This window comes from Methylobacterium brachiatum, assembly GCF_020523825.1.
GTDB lineage: Bacteria > Pseudomonadota > Alphaproteobacteria > Rhizobiales > Beijerinckiaceae > Methylobacterium > Methylobacterium brachiatum.
In genome coordinates, this window is the sequence record NZ_JAJALK010000013.1 from 62,653 (window position 1) to 86,528 (window position 23,876).

The 23,876-nt window shown below is 69.9% G+C and carries 14 protein-coding genes and 1 pseudogene; 8 read left to right on the plus strand and 7 right to left on the minus strand.

Annotation, left to right across the window (positions count from 1 at the left end):
- Positions 1–269: 269 nt before the first annotated feature.
- The 3 genes from LGR69_RS23870 to tcuC all read left to right on the plus strand — a co-directional run bounded on the left by LGR69_RS23870 (position 270) and on the right by tcuC (position 4,857).
- Complete coding sequence (locus tag LGR69_RS23870; protein ID WP_230367560.1) at positions 270–1,871, plus strand: porin; 1,602 nt, start codon at positions 270–272, stop codon at positions 1,869–1,871.
- Between the two features lie 271 nt (positions 1,872–2,142).
- Positions 2,143–3,525, plus strand: coding sequence for a 2-hydroxycarboxylate transporter family protein (locus LGR69_RS23875; protein WP_091858769.1), 1,383 nt, complete (start codon positions 2,143–2,145; stop codon positions 3,523–3,525).
- Between the two features lie 24 nt (positions 3,526–3,549).
- Positions 3,550–4,857, plus strand: coding sequence for an MFS transporter (gene tcuC, locus LGR69_RS23880; RefSeq protein ID WP_230367561.1), 1,308 nt, complete (start codon positions 3,550–3,552; stop codon positions 4,855–4,857).
- A gap of 224 nt (positions 4,858–5,081) precedes the next feature.
- Here the strand turns inward: tcuC and LGR69_RS23885 are convergent, their stop codons facing one another.
- Complete coding sequence (locus LGR69_RS23885) at positions 5,082–5,735, minus strand: GntR family transcriptional regulator (protein ID WP_091858778.1); 654 nt, start codon at positions 5,733–5,735, stop codon at positions 5,082–5,084.
- Positions 5,736–5,852: 117 nt separating this feature from the next.
- Between LGR69_RS23885 and tcuA the strand changes: the two genes are divergently transcribed.
- The 4 genes and pseudogenes from tcuA to addB all read left to right on the plus strand — a co-directional run bounded on the left by tcuA (position 5,853) and on the right by addB (position 17,917).
- Positions 5,853–7,349: an FAD-dependent tricarballylate dehydrogenase TcuA gene (gene tcuA / locus LGR69_RS23890; protein ID WP_230367562.1), complete on the plus strand. Its 1,497-nt coding sequence runs from the start codon at positions 5,853–5,855 to the stop codon at positions 7,347–7,349.
- A gap of 98 nt (positions 7,350–7,447) precedes the next feature.
- A pseudogene (locus LGR69_RS23895) lies at positions 7,448–7,727 on the plus strand (hypothetical protein); the annotation flags it as partial.
- A 366-nt stretch (positions 7,728–8,093) separates the two neighbouring features.
- A complete protein-coding gene (locus tag LGR69_RS23900; RefSeq protein WP_230367563.1) occupies positions 8,094–14,441 on the plus strand; it encodes an autotransporter outer membrane beta-barrel domain-containing protein in 6,348 nt (2,115 codons plus the stop codon).
- A gap of 299 nt (positions 14,442–14,740) precedes the next feature.
- A complete protein-coding gene (gene addB, locus LGR69_RS23905) occupies positions 14,741–17,917 on the plus strand; it encodes a double-strand break repair protein AddB (RefSeq protein WP_230367564.1) in 3,177 nt (1,058 codons plus the stop codon).
- A 199-nt stretch (positions 17,918–18,116) separates the two neighbouring features.
- On the opposite strand, the gene LGR69_RS23910 is transcribed toward addB, so the two are convergent.
- The 4 genes from LGR69_RS23910 to LGR69_RS23925 all read right to left on the minus strand — a co-directional run bounded on the left by LGR69_RS23910 (position 18,117) and on the right by LGR69_RS23925 (position 22,251).
- Positions 18,117–19,346, minus strand: coding sequence for an acyl-CoA dehydrogenase (locus LGR69_RS23910; RefSeq protein WP_230367565.1), 1,230 nt, complete (start codon positions 19,344–19,346; stop codon positions 18,117–18,119).
- A 108-nt stretch (positions 19,347–19,454) separates the two neighbouring features.
- Positions 19,455–20,384 carry an AEC family transporter gene (locus LGR69_RS23915; RefSeq protein WP_007567045.1) on the minus strand — a complete coding sequence of 310 codons (930 nt, stop codon included), beginning with the start codon at positions 20,382–20,384 and terminating at the stop codon, positions 19,455–19,457.
- Between the two features lie 94 nt (positions 20,385–20,478).
- Positions 20,479–20,964, minus strand: a complete 486-nt coding sequence (locus tag LGR69_RS23920; RefSeq protein WP_007567046.1) for a hypothetical protein — start codon at positions 20,962–20,964, stop codon at positions 20,479–20,481.
- Between the two features lie 90 nt (positions 20,965–21,054).
- On the minus strand, positions 21,055–22,251 hold the full coding sequence (locus LGR69_RS23925) for a trans-sulfuration enzyme family protein (RefSeq protein WP_230367566.1): 1,197 nt from the start codon (positions 22,249–22,251) through the stop codon (positions 21,055–21,057).
- A gap of 138 nt (positions 22,252–22,389) precedes the next feature.
- Between LGR69_RS23925 and LGR69_RS23930 the strand changes: the two genes are divergently transcribed.
- Entirely contained in the window at positions 22,390–22,908 is a 519-nt protein-coding gene (locus tag LGR69_RS23930; RefSeq protein WP_230367567.1) for a TspO/MBR family protein, read from the plus strand.
- A 19-nt stretch (positions 22,909–22,927) separates the two neighbouring features.
- On the opposite strand, the gene LGR69_RS23935 is transcribed toward LGR69_RS23930, so the two are convergent.
- A complete protein-coding gene (locus tag LGR69_RS23935; RefSeq protein ID WP_230367568.1) occupies positions 22,928–23,257 on the minus strand; it encodes a CCDC90 family protein in 330 nt (109 codons plus the stop codon).
- 66 nt (positions 23,258–23,323) lie between these two features.
- On the minus strand, positions 23,324–23,851 hold the full coding sequence (locus LGR69_RS23940; protein WP_007567050.1) for a phosphate-starvation-inducible PsiE family protein: 528 nt from the start codon (positions 23,849–23,851) through the stop codon (positions 23,324–23,326).
- Positions 23,852–23,876: the final 25 nt, after the last annotated feature.

The following is a 23,876-nucleotide window of genomic DNA, read 5'->3' on the forward strand; positions in this document are numbered from 1 at the left end:
ATTTTCGAATTATGTCGAATATTTTCGAACAAGAAGCCATATGTATTTTGTTGCAGATCCGCAACAAGATGATGAATGTGTGTGCCGGTCGTGGAATGAACGTTGCTAGCTAAAAGAACGGATCGCAGAATGATCCGCGAAAGATGAGTCTCGGGCGTTTTGCTCCGGAAAAATCTTCCATCTCACATAAGAAAATCAAATCAAACCTGCGTTCGGCAGGGAAAACGGGAAGCGTTGCCGTCCTCGGCTTCAAACTTCTGGGGGTCTTGATGAATGTGTTGAAGCGTTCCCTGCTGGGTTCTGCCGCCGCGCTCGCCGCGGCTGGATCCGCCCATGCCGCCGACCTGCCGGTCAAGAAGGCGGCCCCGATCGCGTATGTCCGGGTCTGCTCCGCCTTCGGGGCCGGCTTCTTCTACATCCCGGGGACCGATACCTGCCTGCGCATCTCGGGCCGGGCCCGGTTCGAGGGGGCCTACCAGACCTCGTCCAGCCGCCAGCCGGGCGCTGCCGGCGACACGTCGGGCTACCGGGGGTTGGCGCGCTTCAACCTCGATGCCCGCACCCAGACCGCCTACGGCACCCTGCGCGCCTTCGCGCGCCTCGACGCCGCCTCGCGCACGGGCGTCATCCATTCCGGCACGATGCTGCGCATCGGACAGGCCTACGGCGCCACCGGCGTCGATGAGGCCGGCCGCGTGCAGCAATACGTGAACGTCGATAAGGCGTTCATCCAGTTCGCCGGCCTCACCGCCGGTCGCGCCTCGTCGTTCTACGATTTCTACGCGCACGACTTCGAGTTCTACGGCGCCACGTCCGGCTCGGACAATGCGTCGACCAACCTGCTCGCCTACACGGGCACCTTCGGGAACGGCCTGTCGGCGACCGTGTCGATCGAGGATCCGGTCTTCACCCGCTCGCCGGTCTTCGCGCCGTTCACGAACGCCGCCGCGGTCACGCCCGTCTTCGTCGGCTACACCAACGGCGTGCCGTCCCGCTACGGCAACGTCGACACCATCCAGCGCTCGCGGCTGCCCGATTTCGTCGGGGTCCTGCGGATCGACCAGGACTGGGGCTCGGCCCAGCTCTCGGCCGCCACGCACGAGATCAATGTCGGCAACCTGAGCACCGCGCCGGCCGCGGGGACCGGCGGCGTCCTGACCGGGATCCCGCACACCAACGCGGTCCAGGGCTGGGCCGTGCAGGGGGGCGTGAAGTTCAATCTGCCGTCGATTGCCCCGGGGGATACCCTCTACCTGCAGGGTGCCTACGCCAACGGCGCGCAGAGCTACGCCGGCTATTGCATGATCGCCGGCTGCTACCGGCAGTCCAACACCGGCTTCGATACCCAGAAGTTCGAGCAATACTTCGCGGACGCGTCGATCAACCCGTTCACCGGCCAGCTCCAGACCTCGACCAGCTTCTCGGCGGTGGCGTCGTACCTGCATTACTGGTCGCCGGAATGGCGCTCGGCACTGTTCGGCTCCTACGGCGAGCAGGATTTCTCGGCCGGTGCCCGCCTGGCCCAGGGCGCGCTCTACAGCCTCGTGAGCCCGAGCAGCACCGCCGTGTTCGGCAGCAACGCCGTCGGCGTCCCGGGCACCCGGTTCTACCAGCTGAGCCAGGCCCTGCGAGACACCTACCAGTTCGTGCTCGGCGGCAGCCTGATCTGGTCGCCGGTGACCGATCTCGATATCGGCGTGGAGGCCTTCTACACCCAGATCGGCGTGCGGAGCGGCCGGGTGATCGACGCCGACAAGAGCCCGACCGCCTACGCGAATGTCGCTGGCATCAACGCCGGCACGTTCGTGCCGCGCACCGCGACGCATGATTCGATGACCCACGTCCGCTTCCGCGTGCAGCGCGACTTCTGATCCGACAGGCCGGCGCGGGGCCTCGAGCCCGGCGCCGGTCTCGAGCGTATGTCCGGGCGACGAAAGGAGGTGCCGGTTTAATCCCCGTCCCCAATACAGGTGGCGCGCTTTGTTCCGTTGATCGCGTTGCCGCCCTGTGCGGGCGCTGATACGCCGGATTCGACTTTATCTCCGCCGACCGCGCGGCCCAGGTCGCGACCGTCGGGGCGACCGGGGCCGCGCGGCGAAGGCCGGAAGGGCCCGTTCGTGGTCGGAAGTCCGGAGGAAGCCGATGACCAGTTCCGCCTCGACCAGCCCCGTGCCGGCGCCGGCTGAGACCGTGAGCGCCGCGCGCCGCGCAGGCCGGTTCTGGCCCGAGAGCTGGTGGCGCCTGGTCGACATGAAGATCGGCATCATCCCGCTGCCGCTCTACGTCATCCTGGCGATCCTGCTTGTGGTCCTGGTCCAGGAGGGCGAGGTCAAGCCGGACGGGCCGACCATGATCGCCGTCCTGGTCATGGGCGGCTTCACCTGCGCCGAGATCGGCAAGCGGCTTCCGGTCCTGCGCAACATCGGCGCAGGCGCGATCTTCGCGACCTTCATCCCTTCGGCTTTGGTCTATTACAAGCTGATCCCGCCGCAGATGGAGAAGGCGATCTTCGATTTCACGAAGTTCACCAACTTCCTCTACATCTACATCGCCACGATCATCGTCGGCTCGATCCTCGGCATGGATCGCGACGTCCTGGTCAAGGGCTTCCTCAAGATCTTCGCCCCGCTGGCCGCCGGCTCTGTGGCGGCCGCCATCGTCGGCACCCTGGTCGGCACGGCCCTGGGGCTCGGGCCCTACAAGACCTTCTTCTTCATCGTCGTGCCGATCATGGCCGGGGGCGTCGGCGAGGGCGCGATCCCGCTCTCCATCGGCTACGCCGCGATCCTCGGCCAGCAACAGGGCGTGGTCTTCGCCCAGGTGTTGCCGCCGGTGATGCTGGGCTCGCTCACCGCGATCATCTTCTCCGGCACCCTCAACGCCGTCGGCAAGCGCTATCCGCACCTCACCGGCGAGGGCCGGCTCCAGCCCGGCCACGAGGGCATGGAATCGAGCGACGCGCAGGCCCGCTCCGAGGCGGCGCGGGGCCAGATCGACGCCGCCACGATCGGCGCGGCCGGGCTCACGGCCATCACCCTCTACCTGCTCGGGGTGATCGCCCACCACCTCGTCGGCCTGCCGGCGCCGGTGGCGATGCTGTTCCTGGCGGTGTTCGCCAAGCTCGGCAGCGCCGTGTCGCCCCATCTCCAGGCCGGCGGCTTCGTGGTCTACAAGTTCGTCCAGGTCTCGATGACCTACCCGCTGCTCTTCGCCATCGGGGTGGCGCTCACCCCCTGGAACGAGCTGATGGCGGCCTTCACCCTGGTGAACCTGATCACCATCGTGTCGACCGTATCGACGCTGATGGTCACCGGCTTCTTCGTCGGCCGCGCGCTCGGGATGTACCCGATCGAGACCGCCATCGTGAATGCCTGCCACAGCGGCCAGGGCGGCACCGGCGACGTGGCGATCCTCACTGCGGCCAACCGCATGGCGCTGATGCCGTTCGCCCAGATCGCCACCCGGATCGGCGGCGCGCTCACCGTGACCGGGACGATCATCGCGATGAAATGGATCGGCGTATGACCTTGAACTCCGGAGCGTTGCGTCATGGCCGGTGATCCGGGTGCCGTGGAGGCGAACCTGCAATCCAGGATCGGTGCGATCCTCCGCTCGACGAGCGGCAACTTCCTGGAGATGTTCGACTTCTTCCTGTTCGGGTTCTACGCCAGCTACATCTCGCGGGCGTTCTTCCCCTCGGGCAACGAGACCACCGAGCTGCTCCTGACCTTCGGGACCTTCTGGCTTGGCGCGCTGATGCGGCCCCTCGGGGCGATCGTGCTCGGCGCCTATATCGACCGGATCGGGCGCCGGAAGGGGCTGATCGTCACCCTGGCGATCATGGCGAGCGGCACGGTGCTGATCGCCTTCTGCCCGAGCTACGGGACGATCGGCCTCGCCGCCCCGCTGATCGTGCTGGCCGGGCGCCTGCTGCAGGGCTTCTCCGCCGGCGTCGAGATCGGCGGCGTCTCGATCTACCTGTTCGAGATCGCAACCCCCGGGCGGAAGGGTTTCTACACGGCGTTCCAGTCGGCGAGCCAGCAGGTGGCGATCATGTTCGCCGCCGTGATCGGGTACGGGCTCAACGCCTACCTGACCAAGCAGCAGATCGGCGATTTCGGCTGGCGGATCCCGTTCTTTATCGGCTGCCTGATCGTGCCGTTCATCTTCTTCATCCGGCGCTCCCTGCAAGAGACGCAGGAATTCGCCCGGCGGACCCATCATCCGAGCACGCGCGAGATCCTCACCACGGTGGCCGCCAATTGGCGGACCGTGCTGCTCGGCATGATGCTGTCGACCATGACCACGGTGACCTTCTACATGATCACCGTCTACACCCCGACCTTCGGCAAGAACGTCCTCAAGCTCACCGAGACCGACAGCCTGATCGTCACCCTGTGCGTGGCGATCACCAACTTCATCTGGCTACCCGTGGGCGGGGCGCTCTCGGACGCGGTCGGGCGCAAGCCGGTGCTGCTGACGATCTCGGTCCTGTCGCTGCTGACCACCTATCCGGCCCTGCACTGGCTCGTGGCCGATCCGACCTTCGGCAAGATGCTCGGGGTCGAGCTGTGGCTGTCGTTCTTCTTCGGGGTCTATAACGGCGCGATGATCGTCGCGCTGTCCGAGGTCGTGCCGGCCCATGTCCGGGCCAGCGGCTTCTCCCTGGCCTACAGCCTCGCCACGGCCCTGTTCGGCACCGCCACCCCGATGGTCTCGACCTACCTGATCGACCAGACCGGCGACCGCGCCGCGCCGAGCTACTGGCTCATGGCGGCCGCCGCCTGCGGGATCGTCGCCACGCTCGCCCTGTTCCGGGGCGGCCCGCGGGAGGCCCGGGTCCCGGCACACGCCTGAGCGGCTATCCATCGACCCACGCTGGGGAGCGCTACCGCAGCCGCGGAGTGACCTGCGCTTCCGGATGGGTCGCGGGTCCCCTCTCCCGTGCGGGAGAGGGACAGGGTGAGGGGACAGGTTCCTCCGGATGGGGCGCATCCCTCACCCCACCCCTCTCCCGCACGGGAGGGGGGCATGTCACGGGTCGAACACGCTAAATTCTCACGGCCTCTCAGGGCGCCGGACTACACCCCCTGCCAGATCCGGATCCGCGCCTTGAAGGCGGCGCGGATATGCGCGCGCGCCGCCGCCTCGGCCCGGTCGCCGTCACGGGCGCGGATCGCCGCGATGATCGCGGCGTGCTCGTCGAGGGATTCGCCGGCGCGCTCCGGGGCGGCCAGCGTCGTGGTGCCGGGCAGCAGCACCAGCGACAGGCGCATCGTCTCCAGGGTGCCCTGCAGGAAGCGGTTGCGCGCCGCCGCGTGGATCTGCCGGTGGAACAGCCGGTTGTTGCGCGCGAGCGCCGCCGCGTCTCCGGTGAGCGTCCGGTCGCGGGCGATCATCTCCTCCAGGATCTCGGTCTCGACCGCGCTGGCATGGATCGCGGCGAGCCGGGCCGCCGTCCCCTCCAGCACCTCGCGCATGTCGTAGAGCTCGCTGACCTGCCCGTAATCGAGCTGCGCCACGCTGGCGCCCCGGTGCGGCTCGTGCGCGACGAGGCCCTGCGCCTCCAGCCGGCCCAGCGCCTCGCGCACCGGCGTTCGGCTGATCGCGAACCGCTCGGCCAGCTCCGCCTCGCGCAGGCGGCTGCCGGGGGCGAGTTCGCCCTCCTCGATCGCCCGCAGCAGCCGCTCATAGGCCGCGGCGCCGTTGGAGCGCTCCGACTCGCTCGCCTTCATGTCCGGCTCTCCTCGATCGGGGCCTTAGCGCGAAACCGGAACGTCCGGAACGCTTGTCGGATATTGCATGCGAGCGTATACAATTAAGGACATCGAGATCACGGAGCGGAGGCGGGGATGCAGGAGCGGCGCGCGGAATCCTGGGACGTCGTGGTGGTCGGGTCCGGCAACGCCGCCATGAGCGCGGGCCTCGCCGCCCTGGAGCGCGGCGCCTCGGTGCTGATGATCGAGAAGGCGGAGCCGGATCTGGCCGGCGGCAACACCGCCTACACGGCCGGCGCCATGCGGTTCGTCTATCAGGGCAACGACGACCTGATCCCGCTGCTGGCCGACCCGGAGGATGCGCGCCTGCCGCGCACCGATTTCGGCGCCTACACGGCCGAGACCTTCGAATCCGACCTCCTCGGCTTCAACGACGGACGGCCGCTCTCGCGCGAGCAGCGCATCCTGATCGACGAGAGCGGCGCGGCCCTGCGCTGGCTCTCGACCCAGGGCGTGAAGTTCGAGCCGATCTATTCTCGGCAATCCTTCGAGAAGGACGGGCGCTTCGTGTTCTGGGGCGGCCTGACGCTCGCCACCCACGACGAGGGGTTCGGCCTCGCCCGGGCCGAGCTGGAGGCCTTCACCAAGGCGGGGGGCGAGATCCGCTACGGCTGTCCGGCCACTGGGCTGATCGTGGAGGCGGACCGCGTCGTCGGCGTGGAGACGCCCCAGGGCGCGTTCCGGGCCAAGGCCGTGATCCTGGCCTGCGGCGGCTTCGAATCGAACCCCGAACTGCGCACCCGCTTCATCGGCGCAGGCTGGGACAAGGCCCGGGTGCGCGGCACGCCGCACAACCGTGGCGACGGGCTGGAGATGGCGCTGGCGCTCGGCGCCAAGCCGCATGGCTTCTACGGCGGCTGCCACGCCACCCCGATGGACCTGCACACCCCCGATTACGGCAACCTTGGCCTGCCCCACGGCGAGCGGAAGCACTACCGCAAGATCTGCTACTTTTTGGGATTGATGCTCAATGCGAACGGCGAGCGGTTCGTCGACGAGGGCAAGAACTTCCGCAACTACACCTACGCCCAGTTCGGCCGCTCGATCATGGAGCAGCCCGGCCACGTCGCCTGGCAGATCTTCGACGCAAAGGTCGATCACCTGCTCTACAGCGAGTACCGGTTCCACGACGCCCATTTCGTCGAGGCCGACACCCTCGACGGGCTCCTGGACAACCTCGACGGCATCGACCGCGCGGCGGCCAAGCGCACGATTACGGATTTCAACGCGGCCGTGGACGACACCGTGCCGTTCGACCCGACCATCAAGGATGGCCGCGGCACCAAGGGGCTCCCCCTGCCGAAGTCGAACTGGGCCCAGGCGATCGAGACCGGGCCGTTCAAGGCCTATCCGGTCACCGGCGGCATCACCTTCACGTATGGCGGCGTCGAGGTCGGGGAGGGCGGCGGCGTCCGCCGCGAGGACGGCAGCGAGATCCCCGGCCTCTACGCCTGCGGCGAGATGGTCGGCGGCGTGTTCTTCAACGGCTATCCCGGCGGCTCGGGCCTGACCTCCGGCGTCGTCTTCGGCCGCCGGGCCGGTTATGGCGCTGCCGCGGCGGCGCGGGGTTAGGGCCTGTCGTCGCCTGAATCCTCCGATTCAGGAGGCTTTTTTGCCCTCGACGAGGAGGGACGATGCGGAACGACGCGCTTTGAGTTGTTCCGGAGTCGCTGGGTAAGGCTTTGCGGCCGAAGGCGGAAACGCTGCGGCAGGACTTGCGGCGCACGCGCCCGGCGATCCTGTGGCGCCGTCAGATCGGTGCCAAATGGCGCGCGATCCTACAAGACCTGGGGCCGTGGTGGCGTGCGGCGCCGATCTTCACCCGGTCGCGCGGTGCGCTGTGGGAACCTCTGATCGGCCGCGTGCAGGGAGCGCGGCGTTCGGCAAGGCATGGTGGTTCTCCACGGCACCACCATGCGCGCACGTCAGAAGGCGGCCGGGACGAAAAGAGGGCGGGCGCAGTCGATTCATTAAGGACATCAGGGCGGATGCGGCGAATAATGTGGCGTTCAGCAGATAAGACGCCAGAATAATTCGTATGATTTATCGTATTAAAGTTCTACAAGTTGTATTTACGTTTTTAAAGCCAATAATTTCACGCGAACCAGAATTTTGCGCATCGCAGGGGCGTATTTTTGAGCCACGTTTGCGGGCCGGAATCTTTGTCATAAGGATTTCATTAACCATCCCGATGAGAAATCGATACCGCGTCGAAGTGCCGTCGACGCATGGCGATCCGGTCCGCCGAACACCCTGACCCACCCGCCGATGGATGCGTGCGCCCGCACGGCCGTGCGGGCAAAGAGACTTGTTTCGATGCCGCCCTTCTACGGTCAGCTGCGTGTCCCGGCCTGCGGCCAGAATGCCTGCGACCCGCGCCAGCTCCTGGTCTCGTCCGTTGCCGTCCTGGCTCTGATCGCGGCGATGCCGGCGCGCGCTGCCGAACGACCGGTTCCGCAGGTGACGGTCGGCGCGGACGGTTGGAACGGACAAGCCAACGCTGTCTTGTCGAATGTCGAGGCGACGCCCGGCCAGAACGGCGGCGACTTGAGTTTGATCGATGTCGATCCCGCATCCGCAGGACGCGATGCGGATGCAACCATCGCGATCGGATCGAAGGGCGGCCGGGGCGGCCGGGGCGACACGCGCGCCTGGGCGTCCGTCCCGGGTGCCCAGGGCGGACGCGGCGGTGCCGTTACCGCGACGCTGGCGGAGGACGTGACCGGGCAGGGCGAGCAGGTCGGCTATGTCACGCGGAACGGCGTCTCCGAGCTCGATTTCAAGCCGATCCCCCGGTTCTGGGTCTATTCCAGAGGTGGAAACGGTGGCGACGCCCAGAAGGATGTCGGCGGCGGCGGCGATGCCGGGCCGGCCAGCCTGACCCTGTCGTCCCGCGTATCGACCGAGGGGCAGGCCTTCCTCGGGGTCCGGGTCAGCGCGATCGGCGGCAATGCCGGCGCCGGGGGCACCGACGCGGACCAGACCGCGTCCCGACGCGGCGGTGCCGGCGGCCCGGCCTCGCTCACGGTGACGCGGTCCGGCCAGGTGATCACCGACGGTGTCGGAGCGACGGCGGTGATCGTCGAGTCCATCGGCGGCGCGGGCTCGATCCGCGGGTCCGGGACTGCGTTCAGCAACCCGTTCGTGACGCAGGGTGGCGCGGGCGGTACCGCGCGCCTGGACATGTCCGGGACGATCCGGACCTCCGGCGACTATGCCCTCGGCGGCCTCGTCCAGAGCATCGGCGGCAACGGCGGGAGCCAGCCCGATGCCGGCGGCCGACCCGGGGGCCGGGGCGGTGACGGCGGCACCGTGACAGTGACCCAACGGGGCACGGTCGTCACGGAGGGCGACTACGCCCTGGGCCTCGTCGCGCAATCGGTCGGCGGCCCCGGCGGCCAGGGCGGCGGCGGCGTCTTCGGCGGCGGCAGCGGTGGCGACGCCGCTCCGGGCGGGACGGTGACCCTGACCAACAGCGGCACGGTGACGACCTCTGGCGCCGGCGCGACCGGCCTGGTCGCCCAGAGCATCGGCGGCGGCAGCGCGCTCTCGGCACTGCCGCTCACGGCCCTCGAGGTGGCACCCAAGACCACCGGCGGCGGCGCCGGGGGCATCTCGTACTGGTTCGGCCGCGGCGGTACCGGTGGCACGGGGGGCGCGGGCGGGACTGCCACGATCATCAACGAAGGCGGCCGGGTCCTCACGGAAGGCTCGACGGCCTTCGGCGTCCTGGCACAGAGCATCGGCGGCAGTGGCGGCAGCGGCGGCGGTTCTTTCCCGGCGGGAGCCTTCTTCTCGGTCGGCCTGGGCGGCAGCGGGGGCGGCGGCGGCAATGGCGGCCTCGCACGCTTCACCGGTATCGGTGGCCTGGTCGAGACGGCCGGGGACGGATCGACGGCCGTGCTGGTGCAGAGCATCGGCGGCGGCGGCGGCGTGGGCGGCGACGTCAAGAGCATCGCGGTCGGCGCGGTGATTTCGGCGTCCTGGGCGATCGGCGGATCCGGCGGGAAAGGCGGCAACGGCGGCGAGGCCCGGATCGAGAGCAGCACGACCGTGACGACCTCGGGTTACGGCGCGAACGGTCTGTCCGTCCTCAGCATCGGCGGCGGGGGCGGGGTCGGCGGCCTCGCCAGCGCGACGGCGATCACGGCGCCCCTGGTCACGCCGAGCGGCCAGGCGCTGCCGAGCTTCGCCTTCTCCACCGCGATCGGCGGTTCGGGCGGGGATGGCGGCAACGGCGGCGTGGCGGGCGTGATCAATTCCGGCCTGGTCACGACCTACGGCGACTCCGCCATCGGCCTCCTGGCCCTCAGCGTCGGCGGCGGCGGCGGTATCGGCGGGGATGCGGCGGCCTACGCGCTGGCGGTGGCGCCGCCGGGCCAGACGGCCGTCTCAGCGTCCTCGACGCTGGGCGGTACGGGCGGCGGCGGCGGCAATGGCGGCACGGTGACGGCCGAGAATAGCGGGGTGGTGCGCACCTCCGGGGACGGCGCCATCGGCATCGCGGCACAGAGCATCGGCGGCGGCGGCGGCAATGGCGGCGGCGCGACCGCGACGAGCAACAGCCTGAGCCTCAAGCAGAACGTCACGGTATCGCGGAGCATCGGCGGAACCGCGGGCGTTGCCGGGATCGGCGGCGCGGTCACGGTCACGCAGTCCGGCAGCGTCACCACCGGGGGAGCCGACGCGGTCGGCATCCTCGCGCAGAGCATCGGCGGCGGCGGCGGCAACGGCGGCAACGCCTCGAGCCTCGCGGCCCCCGGCTTCTCCTTCGACACGACCCTCAACAGCCTCGTCGGTAAGCTCCCGATCGCCGATTCCCTCTCGGTGACGGAGACGATCGGCGGCGGGACGGGGAAAGGCAACGCCGGCGGTTTGGTGACGGTGACGAATCGGGGCGCGATCACGACCGGCGGGTCGAACGCTCACGGCATCGAGGCTCAGAGCATCGGCGGGGGCGGCGGCAATGGCGGCACCGTGTCCGGATCGGCCGTGGGCAAGCTCGCCGTCAACCTGACGCTCGGCGGCAAGGGCGGCCGCGGCGGCAGTGGCGGCGACGTGACCGTCACCAACGCCGCCGGCGGCGTGATCGCGACCAGCGGTGACGGCTCACACGGGATCGCCGCGCAGAGCATCGGCGGCGGCGGCGGCATGGGCGGCAGCGTCGCGGCGCGTGACATCTCCAACCCCGACACCGTGGGCGCGATCTGGAAGCAGATCAAGAAGACGATTGGCATCACCGCCTACGAGGAATGGGCGAAAGACAAGACAAACAAGGACGATCTCGATCAATTCCTGAAGGACATCAAGACCAGCGACACGTACAAGAAACTGGCGGACGAGCTCAAGAATTCCGATTTCGGCAAGGCGCTCAAGTCCTACAGCACCGGTGTCTCGAACTATCTGGAGGCGCAGAAGAAGGGCGCCAACAAGCTGCCCGACGCCTCGTTCACCCTGTCGCTCGGCGGGAGCGGCGCGGAGGGCGGGAACGGCGGTGCCGTCTCGGTCGAGAACGGCGGCACCATCGTGACGCGGGGCATCGGCTCGCACGGCATCCTCGCGCAGAGCATCGGCGGCGGCGGCGGCCAGGGCGGGCTCTCCTTTGCGGAGGCGACAAACAAGACCAATCTGACGGCGACGCTCGGCGGCACGGGCGGCAGCGGCAACACCGGTGGCACGGTCAAGATCCTGAATACCGGCAGTGTCGCCACCCTGGAGGACGCCGCCTACGGTCTCTATGCGCAGAGCATCGGTGGCGGCGGCGGCAATGGTGTGGCCGGCAGCGTCACCAACAGCAGCGCGAACAAGGGCCTGACCTTGAATCTCACCGTCGGAGGCTCCGGCGGAACCGGGGCGAATGGCCGATGGGTTCGGGTCGAGAACCGCGGCTCGGTGACCACCTCCGGGGCCGAGGCCCACGCCGTGGTCGCCCAGAGCATCGGCGGCGGTGGCGGCAGCTTCTCCGTGCCATCCGCCGGCACGGACGACGAGAAGACCGATACGGCCGCCGCGGAGAACGGAACCGCGGCTTCCGCCAAGGGCGCGTCCGAGGGCAAGTCCGAGACCGGCGCTGCGAAGAAGAGCGGGGGCAAGAGCGACGCCCAGGCCCTCGCGGATGCCCTGCTCTCGGCGCTCGATATCGAGCGGATCGCCCCTCCGGAGAAGCCAACCCAGGTGTCGGAGAAATCCGGAAGTCTGACGCTCGGCGGCTCCGGACGCATGGCGGGCGACGGCGGCATCGTCACGGTGGTGCAATCCGGCACGATCGCCACGAGCGGCTTTGGCGCCGTCGGCATCCTGGCTCAGAGCATCGGCGGCGGCGGCGGGCTCGCCTCGGTCGCGGCCGGCCCGGGCGGCCACAAATACACGTTCGGCATCGGCGGAGCGGGCGGCGCCTCGGGGAATGGCGGTCCGGTCACGGTGAGCCTCGCCGCGGGTGCCCAGGTCTCCACCACCGGTGACGCGGCACCGGCTTTGCTGCTGCAATCGATCGGCGGCGGTGGCGGCTATGGCGGCGCGCATCAGGTGATGGGCTACGCGGTGCCCTACGCGCTGCGCGACGGCTCCAACGGGGATGGAGGGGACATCCGGGTGACGCTGGAGGACGGCAGCGCGATCCGCACGACCGGCGCCCAGTCCCACGGCGTCTTCACCCAGAGCCTCGGCGGTGGCGGCGGCCTGATCCTGGATCTGACCGGCCCGGCCGCCGGGGCGTCGGGCCAGAACCGTCCCAACTCCACCGGCAAGGGCGGCGACATCACCATCGACGCGTCCGGATCGATCATCGCGTCGGGCCTCGACGCGAACGCGATCTTCGCCCAATCCGGCGTCCAGCGCACCGACGGAAGCCTCGAACCGGACCGGGAGCGGGGCGGTAGGATCAACCTCCGAGTGAACGATCTCGTCACAGGTGGCAGCGGCACCGGGGCGGCGATCCACATCGACGGCGGGCGCTACAATACGATCGTGATCGGCGGGCGCGCCGTGGTCAGCGCGGCTTCGGGCCGGGCCATCGTCGGCGCATTCTCCGCCGGCGAGATCAACAATTACGGCACCGTGATCGGCGACGTGGACCTTGCCGCCGGTCAGGCGGGGAGCGTCACCTTCATCAACGGCGGTTTCCAGAACACGACTGCGACCTCGGCGATCCTGCGCACCGGCCCCGACGGCGTCATCGCCCTGGGGCCGAACGGCCGCTTGCACAACAGCGCCATCCTGGACATTGGCGGCGTCGGACGGGTCGCCCGCGCGACGGTGACCGGCAGCTTCGCACAGAGCGAGTACGGGCGTCTGCTGGTCGACGTCGCCCCCCTGGCGCCGGAGGGCGCCCTGCGCGCCGATCTCCTGACCGTGACCGGCACCGCCTCCCTGAAGGGCGTGGTCGAGCCACATTTGATCGGCGGGCTGCTGCCCGGCCAGTACACCTTCCTGCGGGCAGGCCGGATCATGGAGAGCAGTGCCATGGCGACCGGCGGCAGTATCCATTCCGGCGCGGTCCCGATCTCCTGGTCGATCGTTGCATCGGGTGACAGCCTCTCGCTGGTCCCGAGGGCCCGGTTCACGGAGCCGACGGGCGTGACGCTGACCTCGGACCAGCGCAGCGTCGCCCAGGGCCTGCAGGATGCCTGGGACGGCAACACCACCAAGCTCGGAACCCTCTACGGGCGCTTCCTCTCGGTCGACAGCCAGAAGGCCTATGCCGCCGCCCTGGACGAGCTGAAGCCGGAATCCAATCAGGACAACCTCACCGACCGGACCCTCGACACCCGCAAGGGCCTCCAGCGGGCCATGAGCTGCCCGGCCTTCACCGGCACCGGCACGCTCCTGCGCGAGGGCGAGTGCGTCTGGGGCCGCATCACCAGCGCCCACACGACCCAGTCCGCGACGGCCGACGACGTCGGCTACCACCAGAGCGCCCTCAGCTACCAGAGCGGGCTCCAGACCGAGTTCGCCCCGGACTGGTTCTTCGGCCTCACCGGCGCCTATACCCGCGCGCTCCAGAGCGACCCCGACCGGATCACCGGGACGACGAGCGATGCCGGCGACGTCTCGGCGGCGCTCAAGCACCAGATCGGCCCCTGGCTCCTCGCGGCCTCGGCCAATCTCGGCTATGCCTGGGCCGACAACAAGCGCCTGATCGATTTCGGCGGCACCACCGCCACGGCGCGCAGCAAGTCCGGGATCCTGACCGCGGGCGGCAGGCTGCGGGCGAGCTATCAGGTCCTGTTCGGGGACTGGTACCTCAAGCCCTATGCCGATCTCGACCTGCTCTACAGCTACAGCCCGGCCTATTCCGAGACCGGCGCCCCGGGGTTCAACCTCGACATGCGCCCCGTCGCCAAGACGCTGGTGGCGTTCAGCCCGATGCTGGAGATCGGCGGGCGGATCGACCTCGACGAAGGGCGCTGGATCCGGCCCTTCGGCACCTTCGGCGTCACGCTCCTCTCGGACGACCACTTCACCGGCAAGGCGAGCTTCCAGGGCACCGGCGCGCTCGGGCTGTTCTCTACGGAATCGGCCATCCCCGACCGCCTCGGCGAGCTGGGGCTTGGTTTCCAGATCAGCCTCGGCGGCGGCATCGAGGTGACCGGCGAGTATCAGGGCCAAGTCGGCGACCATTTCCTCTCGCATGCCGGGACCGCCCGGATGCAGCTACGCTTCTGAGGAGCCTGCATGGTCGGGCGCCAGGCTGCCGATGTCGTGTCTCCGGCGGCCGCCTGCTTCTCCAGCTCGGCTGCTTGAAGGCAGGCTGGCGAAAAGCGGCCCGACCCACTCGTACAGGTTGCTGTGCGAGCTGCCGGAACGCGGGCATGCACCTCAATTCGGCTCGACGGTCGAACATGGCCCTGAGCAGAATTTGGGCCTGTCCGCTTTCTGGGCGCTCGCGATGACGGTGCAGGTCGCCCCTCGCCAGCGTCGCACGCCCCTGTCCCGGCCCGCCGCGCGCGCGTACAAGGCGCCCCATGTCAGACCGGCAGGCCGTCTTCACCATCACCCGGGGCGTCCCGTTCCTGCCGGCGCTCGCCGAGGCGCTGCTGGCCGGCCGGTTGGTCGGGCCGGTGGCGGAGGATCCGCTGGCGCTCGCCGCGGTCACGATCTACCTGCCGACCCGCCGCGCCGCGCGGGCGCTCGGCGCGATCCTGGCCGACCGGCTCGGTCGGCGGGCGCATGAGAGGGGCGCGCCGGGCTACGCGGCCCTGCTGCCCCGGATGATCCCGCTGGGCGAGGCCGACGAGGCCGAGCTCGACCTCGCCTCCGAGCCGCAGCTGGAGGACAACGATCCGCTGAGCACGCCGATGCCGCCCCTGGAGCGGCGGCTGATCCTCGCCCGCCTGGTCCAGGCTTGGGCGCAGACCGTGGACCGCACCCTGCTGCCGCTGGATGCCGAGGTGCCGTTCCTGGTGCCGTCCTCGCCGGCCGACGCGGTCGGGCTGGCGGGCGATCTCGAGCGGCTGATGGATGCGCTCACCGTCGAGGGCCTGCCCTGGTCGGAGATCGGCGCCGCCGTGGAGGCCGAGTATTCGCGCTATTTCGGCCTGACCCTGGATTTCGTGAAGATCGCCGCCGAGAACTGGCCGAAGCTCCTGGCCGAGCGCGGCCTGTCCGACCCGGTGGCCCGCGCCCGGGGACTCGTCCTCGCCGAGGGCCAGCGCCTCGCCCGGACCGCGCCGACGGATCCCGTGATCGTCGCCGGTTCGCTGGGCTCCGTGCCCGCCACGGCCCGGCTGATCGCGGCGGTGGCGAAGCTGCCCCGGGGCGCCGTGGTGCTGCCCGGTCTCGATCTCGACCTCGACGAGGCCGGCTGGTCCGGCATCGACACCGGCGAGGGATTCTCGCGGGTGATCGCCCACGGGCATCCCCAGGCGGTGCTGCACCGGCTGCTCGGGCCGGACAACCTCGCCCTGTCGCGGGCGGAAATCGTGGCGTTGGGCGATCCCGATGCCGGCCAGGCGGCCCGGTCCATGCTGCTGTCGCAGGCCCTGCGCCCGGCCGACACCACCGACGCCTGGGCCGATCTCGACCCGGGCCAGCGGGACGCGATCGCCGAGCGCGGCCTCGATGGGCTCGCTCTGGCCGAGGCCGCCGACGAGCGCGAGGAGGCCCTGGTCGCGGCGCTCGCCCTGCGCGCGACCCTTGAGGTGCCCGGCGCCACCGCGGCCCTGGTCACCCCGGATCGCGGGCTCGCCGGCCGGGTCGCGGTGGAGTTGCTGCGCTGGGGCATCGTCGCCGAGGATTCGGCCGGGCTGGCGCTTGCCGGGAGCCCCGCCGGACGCCTCGCCCGGCTCACCGCGGAGCTGGCCGCCGACCTCGCCCGCAACCAGGCCGACGCGATTCCGGCCCGGCTGATCGCGCTGCTCTCGCACCCGATGGTCCGCCTCGGCCTGCCCCGGTCCGACGTGGTGCGCGGCGCGGCCGCCCTGGAGATCGGGCTGCTGCGCGGCCCCGTCCCAGCCCCGGGCTTTTCCGGGCTGCGGAATGCCTTAGCGGCCGAGCGCGTCGGCCCGCCGGAGCGCCGCCCCCGGGCCAAGCGCCGCCTGAAGGATATCGACTGGGACCTCGCCGAAGACCTGCTCAAACGGCTGGACCAGGTTTTCGCCGCGTTTCCCGGCCCGGACGGAGCCGGCGACTGCGATCTCGTCGCCGTCGCTGCGCTCCACCGCGCCGCCTGCGACTGGCTGATCGCCGGCCCGGAGGACGCGCCGGAGGCGATCGAGGACGGCTCCCTGTCCTGCCTCGACGCCCTGTTCGACGATCTGGAGATGGCCGAACCCGGCCTGATGCCGGGGCGGTTCGACGATTACGCGACCTTCTTCACCTCGCTCGCCCGGGAGCGCCTGGTCGGCTGTTCCGGCGAGGCGCCGTATCCGCGCCTGCGCATCCTCGGCCTGCTGGAGGCGCGGCTGCTGTCGGTGGACCGGGTGGTGCTCGGCGGACTCGACGAGGGCGTCTGGCCGGTGCGGACCCTGACCGACGCCTTCCTCAACCGGCCGATGCGCGAGCGGGTCGGCCTCAACCCGCCCGAGCGGCGCATCGGCCAGATGGCGCACGACTTCGTGCAGGCGCTGGGCTGCCGCGACGCGGTGATCACCCGGGCGCTCAAGCGCGAGGGCTCGCCGACCGTGCCGTCCCGCCTGATCCAGCGCCTGCGCGCGCTGTCCGGCGATGCCCGTTGGGAGACGGTGCTGGAAGCCGGACGGCGCTTCACCGGCCTCACCGCCCGCCTCGACGCCGCCCCGCCCGAGAAGCGGCTGAAGCGCCCGGCGCCGAAGCCGGACCCGGCTTTGTTCCCGCGCTCGCTCAGCGTCACCGAGATCGAGACGCTGGTGCGCGACCCCTACAGCATCTTCGCCCGCCACGTGCTCGGGCTCGATCCCCTGGAGCCGCTGGCCGCGGTGCCGAGCGTCGCCACCCGCGGCTCGCTCGTCCACGACATCTTCGCGGAATTCGCCCGGCTCCATCCGGAGGGCCTGCCCCGCCGGCCGGAGGAGCATCTCTTCGCCATCGCCACCAACGCCTTCGGTGAGATCGCCGACACCTATCCGGAGCTCTACGCCGAGTGGTGGCCGCGCTACGAGCGCATGGCCGCGGCCTATCTCGCCTGGGAGGCGGAGCGCCGACCGGGCCTCAGGCGCATCCACCCGGAGGTCTCCGGGCGCTGGGTGATCCCCATGGGCCGCGAGAGCTTCACCCTCCGCGCCCGGGCCGACCGGATCGAGTTGCGCCCGGACGGCAGCGCCTGCATCGTCGATTACAAGACCGGCACGCCGCCCTCGGCCAAGATGATCTTTTCCGGCTTCTCGCCGCAGCTCACCCTGGAGGCGGCGATGCTTATGCACGGCGCCTTCGACGGCCTGCCGGCGGTGAGGACCACGCCGGACCTGCTCTACGTCCACGCCTCGGGCGGGCGGAAGCCGTTCGTCCCGGCCCCGGTGAAGCCGCCCCGGGGCGAGGAGCGCAGCGTCGAGGCGATCGTGGCCGAGCACGCCACCCGCTTGAAGGGCCTGATCGCCCGCTTCCTCACCGGCGAGGCCGCCTACACGGCCCGGCCCTACCCGCAATATGCCAGCCAGTACGGGGCGTATGACCACCTGGCGCGGGTGCTGGAATGGTCGCTCGGCGGGGAGGAGGGTGGCGAGTAGCGGCGTTCCTGCCGACACCGATCCATCCGACCCCCGACCCCCGGCCCTCGTCCTGAGGCGCCGGAGCGCAGCGGAGGCCGCGAAGGAGCCCTCCAGCCGGCCGCGCGATCCCTGGAGGCCTCCTTCGAGGCGGCTGCGCCGCACCTCAGGATGAGGGGGGTGGGGGAGGCGCTCCGTCCCCAAGTCTTAGAAGCAAGTCTCAGAAAAACGCCTGCAACCCGGTCTGGGCCCGGCCCAGGATCAGCGCGTGGACGTCGTGGGTGCCCTCGTAGGTGTTGACCGTCTCGAGATTCTGGGCGTGGCGCATCACGTGGTACTCGCCCATGATGCCGTTGCCGCCGTGCATGTCCCGGGCGGTGCGGGCGATGTCGAGGGCCTTGCCGCAATTGTTGCGCTTGATCAGCGAGATCATCTCGGGGGCCATCTTGCCCTCGTCCATCAGCCGCCCGACCCGCAGCGAGGCCTGGAGGCCCAGCGTGATCTCGGTCTGCATGTCGGCGAGCTTCTTCTGGACCAACTGCGTCTGAGCGAGGGGGCGGCCGAACTGCTTGCGCTCCAGCGTGTAGTTGCGCGCCCGGTGCCAGCAATCCTCCGCCGCGCCCATGGCACCCCAGGAGATGCCGTAGCGCGCCCGGTTGAGGCAGCCGAACGGACCCTTCAGACCGGAGACGTTGGGAAGCAGCGCGTCCTCGCCGACCTCGACGCCCTCCATGACGATCTCGCCCGTGGTGGAGGCGCGTAAAGATAGCTTGCCCTTCAGGGTCGGGGCGGAGAGGCCCTTCATGCCCTTCTCCAGGACGAAGCCGCGGATCGCGCCCTCATGCGCGTCGGACTTCGCCCAGACCACGAACACATCCGCGAAGGGGGCGTTCGAGATCCACATCTTGGCGCCCGAGATCCGGTAGCCGCCGTCGATCTTCTCCGCCTTGGTCTTCATGCCGGCTGGATCGGAGCCGGCATCCGGCTCGGTCAGGCCGAAGCAGCCGATCCACTCGCCCGAGGCGAGCTTCGGCAGGAACTTCTGGCGCTGCTCCTCCGAGCCGTAGGCGTGGATCGGGTACATGACGAGGGAGGATTGGACGCTCATCATCGAGCGGTAGCCGGAATCCACCGCCTCGACGGCCCGCGCCACCAGCCCGTAGGCGACGTAGGAGGCGCCGGCGCAGCCGTATTCCTCCGGCAGAGTCACGCCGAGCAGGCCGAGTTCGCCCATCTTCCGGAACAGGCCGGGATCGGTCTTCTCCTCGGCATAGGCCGCGACGATGCCGGGCAGGAGCTGCTCCTGCGCGAAGCTCTGGGCCACGTCGCGGATCGCCCGCTCGTCCTCGGTGAGCTGGTCCTCCAGCAGGAACGGGTCTTCCCAGACGAAGCGCGCCGAGGCCGGGGCCGACGGGGAGGCGCTGCCCGGGGGGCGCATCGGAGCGTTCATGGGGTTTCCTCGCCTACAGGATATGGGGGCTTCGGCCCCGCGCTTGGCGCTACCCTAGACCCATGCGCCCCGCCGTCCAACGCGCCCAGTGACGCCGGGGCCGCGGCGTCACGCCCGGCCGAGGATCGTCAGCCAGAGGAGCGTCGTCAGCGGCGCCAGCAGGGTCGAGACCAGCACGGAGGCCGCGACCATCCCGGTCTCGGTCCGGTAGCGGGCCGCCAGCAGGTAGGCGTTGATCCCCACCGGCATGGCGGCGAACAGGGTGGCGACGCCCGCATAGGCGGTGGGCATCCTGAAGACGTGGAACGCGAGCAGCCACACGGCCAGCGGGTGCAGCAGGTTCTTCAGGGCCGCGATCACCAGGGCGCCCTTGAGATCGAACAGCACCCGGTAGCGTTTGAGCCCGGCGCCCAGCGCCACCAGCGCGCAGGTCGAGGCGGTGCCGGCGAAGGCGTCGATCAGCGATTTGGGGATGCCGCTCGGGGTGACGCCGAGGCTCTTCATCGCCATGCCGATGATCAGCGCCACGAAGATCGGGTTCTTGAGCAGGACCAGGGCGAGGCCGCGGATCCGGGCGAGGACCGGCAGGCCGGAATCGGACTCGATCAGGAAGGTGGCGCAGCCCATCATCAGCGGCAGGTGGACGGCCAGCAGCATGAACAGCGGGAAGGCGCCGTCCTCGCCATAGGCCTGCAGGATCATCGGCACGCCGACGAACACGGTGTTCGACTGGCTCGCCGCGAAGCCGTGCAGGATCGCGCCGCGCCGCTCGATCCCGGCGCGCCGCCGGGCGATCAGGGTGCCGACGAACCAGGACAGGCCGGCGCCGCCGAAATACGAGATCCAGTAGCTCCAGGCGACCTCGCCGGTCATGCCCGGCCGGGTCAGCGTGGCGATGATCAGGGCCGGCACCGCGACCGCGAAAACGTATTCCGAGAGGCCGTCGCTGACCTTGTCGGACAGGAGCCCGGTGAGCGCCGCGCCCCAGCCGATCAGGACGATCCCGAAGATCGGGGCGATGATGGCGAGGGCGTTCACGGATCCGGCGGGGCTCTGGGCGTGGAGGCCCGCGCATAGCATGCCGATGCCGGCTTTTGCGCCCCCGGGTCGAATCCGGGGGCGGGTTTCTGGGCTACTTGTTCTCCAGAACTTCCATTGGGTTCGTGCGCTGGCTGGCCGGCGGCTCCTTGGTGAGGTTGGCACCGCCCTCCCGCTGCGCCTTGACGTCCTTCGGAGAGCCCGGACCGCCGACCGCCGTGCCGCCCTGGCCGGACTGGGTCGGCACGGTGCCGGAGGCCAGTTCCAGGCAGGTCACCATCTCGACATAGGACGGATAGCCGCCCGCTTTGAACTGGCTCTCGCACTGGCGCTTGGCCGCGTTGGTGTAGCTGCCCCAGTGGCTCTCGGCCTCGCGCTTGGCTTCCCGCTCGGAGCGGAGGCAGCCGTCGTAATTGGCCTTGTCGCTGATCGACGTGTTGGCGACCTGGGCCGACTTGCAGGTCGTCTCCACGTCGAGGTTCGGCACCGTGTCGGCCCAAGCGGATCCGGACCCGAGGGCCAGGAGCGCGAGCGTGCCGGCGAGGTGCGCGCGGAAATGGGCGGTCCGGTGGGCCTTCATGGTGGTGAGACTCGCAGTCTGGGGCGCGTGCGCCGGCGGTGTTGCCGGCACAACGCGCCAGGACGGCCTTCGGCACCACGCCGGCGCCGATCAATCGCCGTGCGCGCCGCGCAGGGCCTGGTCGAGGTCGTCGTAGAGGTCGCCGGTATCCTCGATGCCGGTGGAGAGGCGCAGCAGGTCCGGTGGGCAGGGGCTGCCCGGGCCCTCGACCGAGGCCCGGTGCTCGATCAGGCTCTCGACCCCGCCGAGCGAGGTCGCGCGCTTCCACAGCCGCACCCGCGCCGCGGTGGCGATCGCCCCGGCCTCGCCGCCCGCCACCCGGATCGACAGCATGAAGCCGAAGCCGTCCTGCATCTGCCGGCGCGCCACCGCGTGGCCGGGATCGTCCGGCAATCCGGGATAGAGGACGTGGCTCACATGCGGGTGCAGGCTCAGACGCTCGGCGAGCCGCAGGGCGCCGGCCGATTGCGCGGCCGCGCGCAGGTGCAGGGTCCGGAGCGAGCGCATCAGCAGATAGGCCTCGAACGGCCCCAGGATGCCGCCGCTGCCGGCGCGGATGCCGCGGATCCGCTCCCAGAACGCGTCCGCCTTGGCGCCCGCGAGCACGCCCGCCACCACGTCGGAATGGCCGTTCAGGATCTTGGTGCCGGAATGCATCACGATGTCGGCGCCGAGCTCGAGCGGGCGGGTATGGACCGGCGAGGCCGCGGTGGAATCCACCGCCAGCCGGGCTCCGGCGGCATGGGCGATCTCGGCGGCGGCCGCGATGTCGGTCACGGTCCAGAGCGGGTTGCCGGGGGTCTCGATCCAGACGAGCTTGGTCCGCCCGGGCTCGATCGCCGCGCGCAGGGCCTCGGTATCGTCGGTTTCCACGAAGGTCAGGGTCAGGCCGCGCCGGGGCGCCTCCTCGCGCAGCCAGCGCTTGAGCGCCCAGTACATGACGGTGCCGGCGACGACGTGGTCGCCCGGCTCCAGCGCGCCGAACACGGCGGTGGCCGCCGCCATGCCGGAGCCGAACAGCAGGGCGCCGGCCTCGGCGCCCTCCAGCATCGCCAGGACGGATTCGGCCTCGCGCACCGTGGCGTTGTCCGGCCGGGCGTAGCAGTAGCCCGAGGAATAGCCGTTGTCGGGATCGCGGATGAAGGTGGTGGAGAGGTGCAGCGGCATCACCACCGCGCGGGTCTCGGGCTCGATCCGCCCCATCGCCTGCGCGGCGAGGCTGCGGCGCGAGAAGCCCGCTGGCGTGCCGGTATCCGTATCCCGTTGCGGCGCGTTAGGCTCTGACATCTGGCGATTCCGGCGGATGGAGGCAGGCGCGTGCCACGGCGCATGCGCGCCTGCAACCTGTGCCTTGACCCGGCCTCCTCTTTGCCGAAAGCCGGCCCCCATCTTTCAAGCCGATGCTTGAGCGGAGAACGAACCGACATGCCTGCCGCGCTTCACGTCCCCGAGGGCCCGGCTCTGCCGCGCTGGCTGCGGCTCGCCGCCGCGATCGTGCCGGTGGCGGTCACCGCGGCGATCGGCTCGGCCGCGACCCAGGCCGAGATCCCGGGCTGGTATGCGGGCCTGACCAAGCCGTCTTTCAACCCGCCGAACTGGGTCTTCCCGGTGGCCTGGACCATCCTCTACACGATGATCGCCATCTCGCTCTGGCGGCTGCTCGGCGCCATGCCGCGCACCGGGCCGAGCCGCGAGGGCTGGTGGCTGGCGCTCATCGCCTTCCTGGTCCAGATCGCCCTCAACGCCGCCTGGACCCCGGTGTTCTTCACGGCCCACGCGATCGGCACCGGGCTGATCGTGGTGGCGATGCTGCTGGTCATGGTGCTGTGGACGATCCGCCTGTCCTGGCGGTTCGACCGGCTCGCGGCCTGGCTGCTCGTGCCCTACGCCGGATGGGTCGCCTTCGCGACGCTGCTCAACGCGGCGATCCTGCGGTTGAATTGAGCGAGGGGGGCGGGACGGCTCAGTGGAGGCCTTTTGTCAACGCCACGATGGCACCGACGACCACAATGGTCTGGAAGCCGATCGCCGAAAGCACCCACTTCAAAATTTCGTACTTCGTGTCGGCAATCTCAGTTCTGAGGTCGGATCTCAACAAACCGATCTCAGCCTTCAAATCGGACCTAACAAGCGCAATCTCGGAACTGAGATCGACCTTCGTCACCAGCGTCGACAGGTCGGCTTCCCGAGCATCACGCAAGACACCGGTCATAGCTTCAGCCTGGGCGTCCGAAAAACCGGCCGCCTGAAGCTTCCGTGCGATCGCCAGCGTGTCGAGAGAGACGAGGCTCATGGAATCAACGATATCACGCGGGTCGCGCGTTTGCAGTCGATTCGCTGTCGAGTCCTCGCGTCGCCGTCAGCGCCCGGTGCTGGTCGTCTCGTCGCCCGCCGGCTTGCCGTCGTCCCGGGCGCGGTGGAGCAAAAAGATCGCCAGCACCATCGTGATGATAAGGCCGGCCAGCACGCCGAGCTCGATCATCGACGCGTTGAACAGGGCCTGCTTCTCCGGGGACCAATCCTTGGCGTGGGTGATCTCCGAGGATTGCAGGGTGATCACCAGGACCCGCCGGATCGAGGCGATCAGGCCGACGATCAGGAACGGCTCGCAGGTCAGCTTGCCGGACCGCATCGAGACCCGCACCGTGTGCAGGATCTCGATCAGCATCAGCAGGAACAGAAGCCGGTCGATCACCTCCAGGATCTTCTCGGCGCCCCCGAGCGCCCGCAGGGCCTCCCAGGTCAGCCCGGCGGCGTCGATCAGCGCGGTGAGCGCGGTGACCGCCAGGAGCAGGCCCAACGCCGCGTAGATCGCGTGCTCGGTGTGCAGGAAGATCCCGCTGGCGAGCCGCGTCAGGCGCCCCTGCTCGTCGTCCTGTTCGGCCATCGCGCTGCATCCCCCCGGTGAAGCC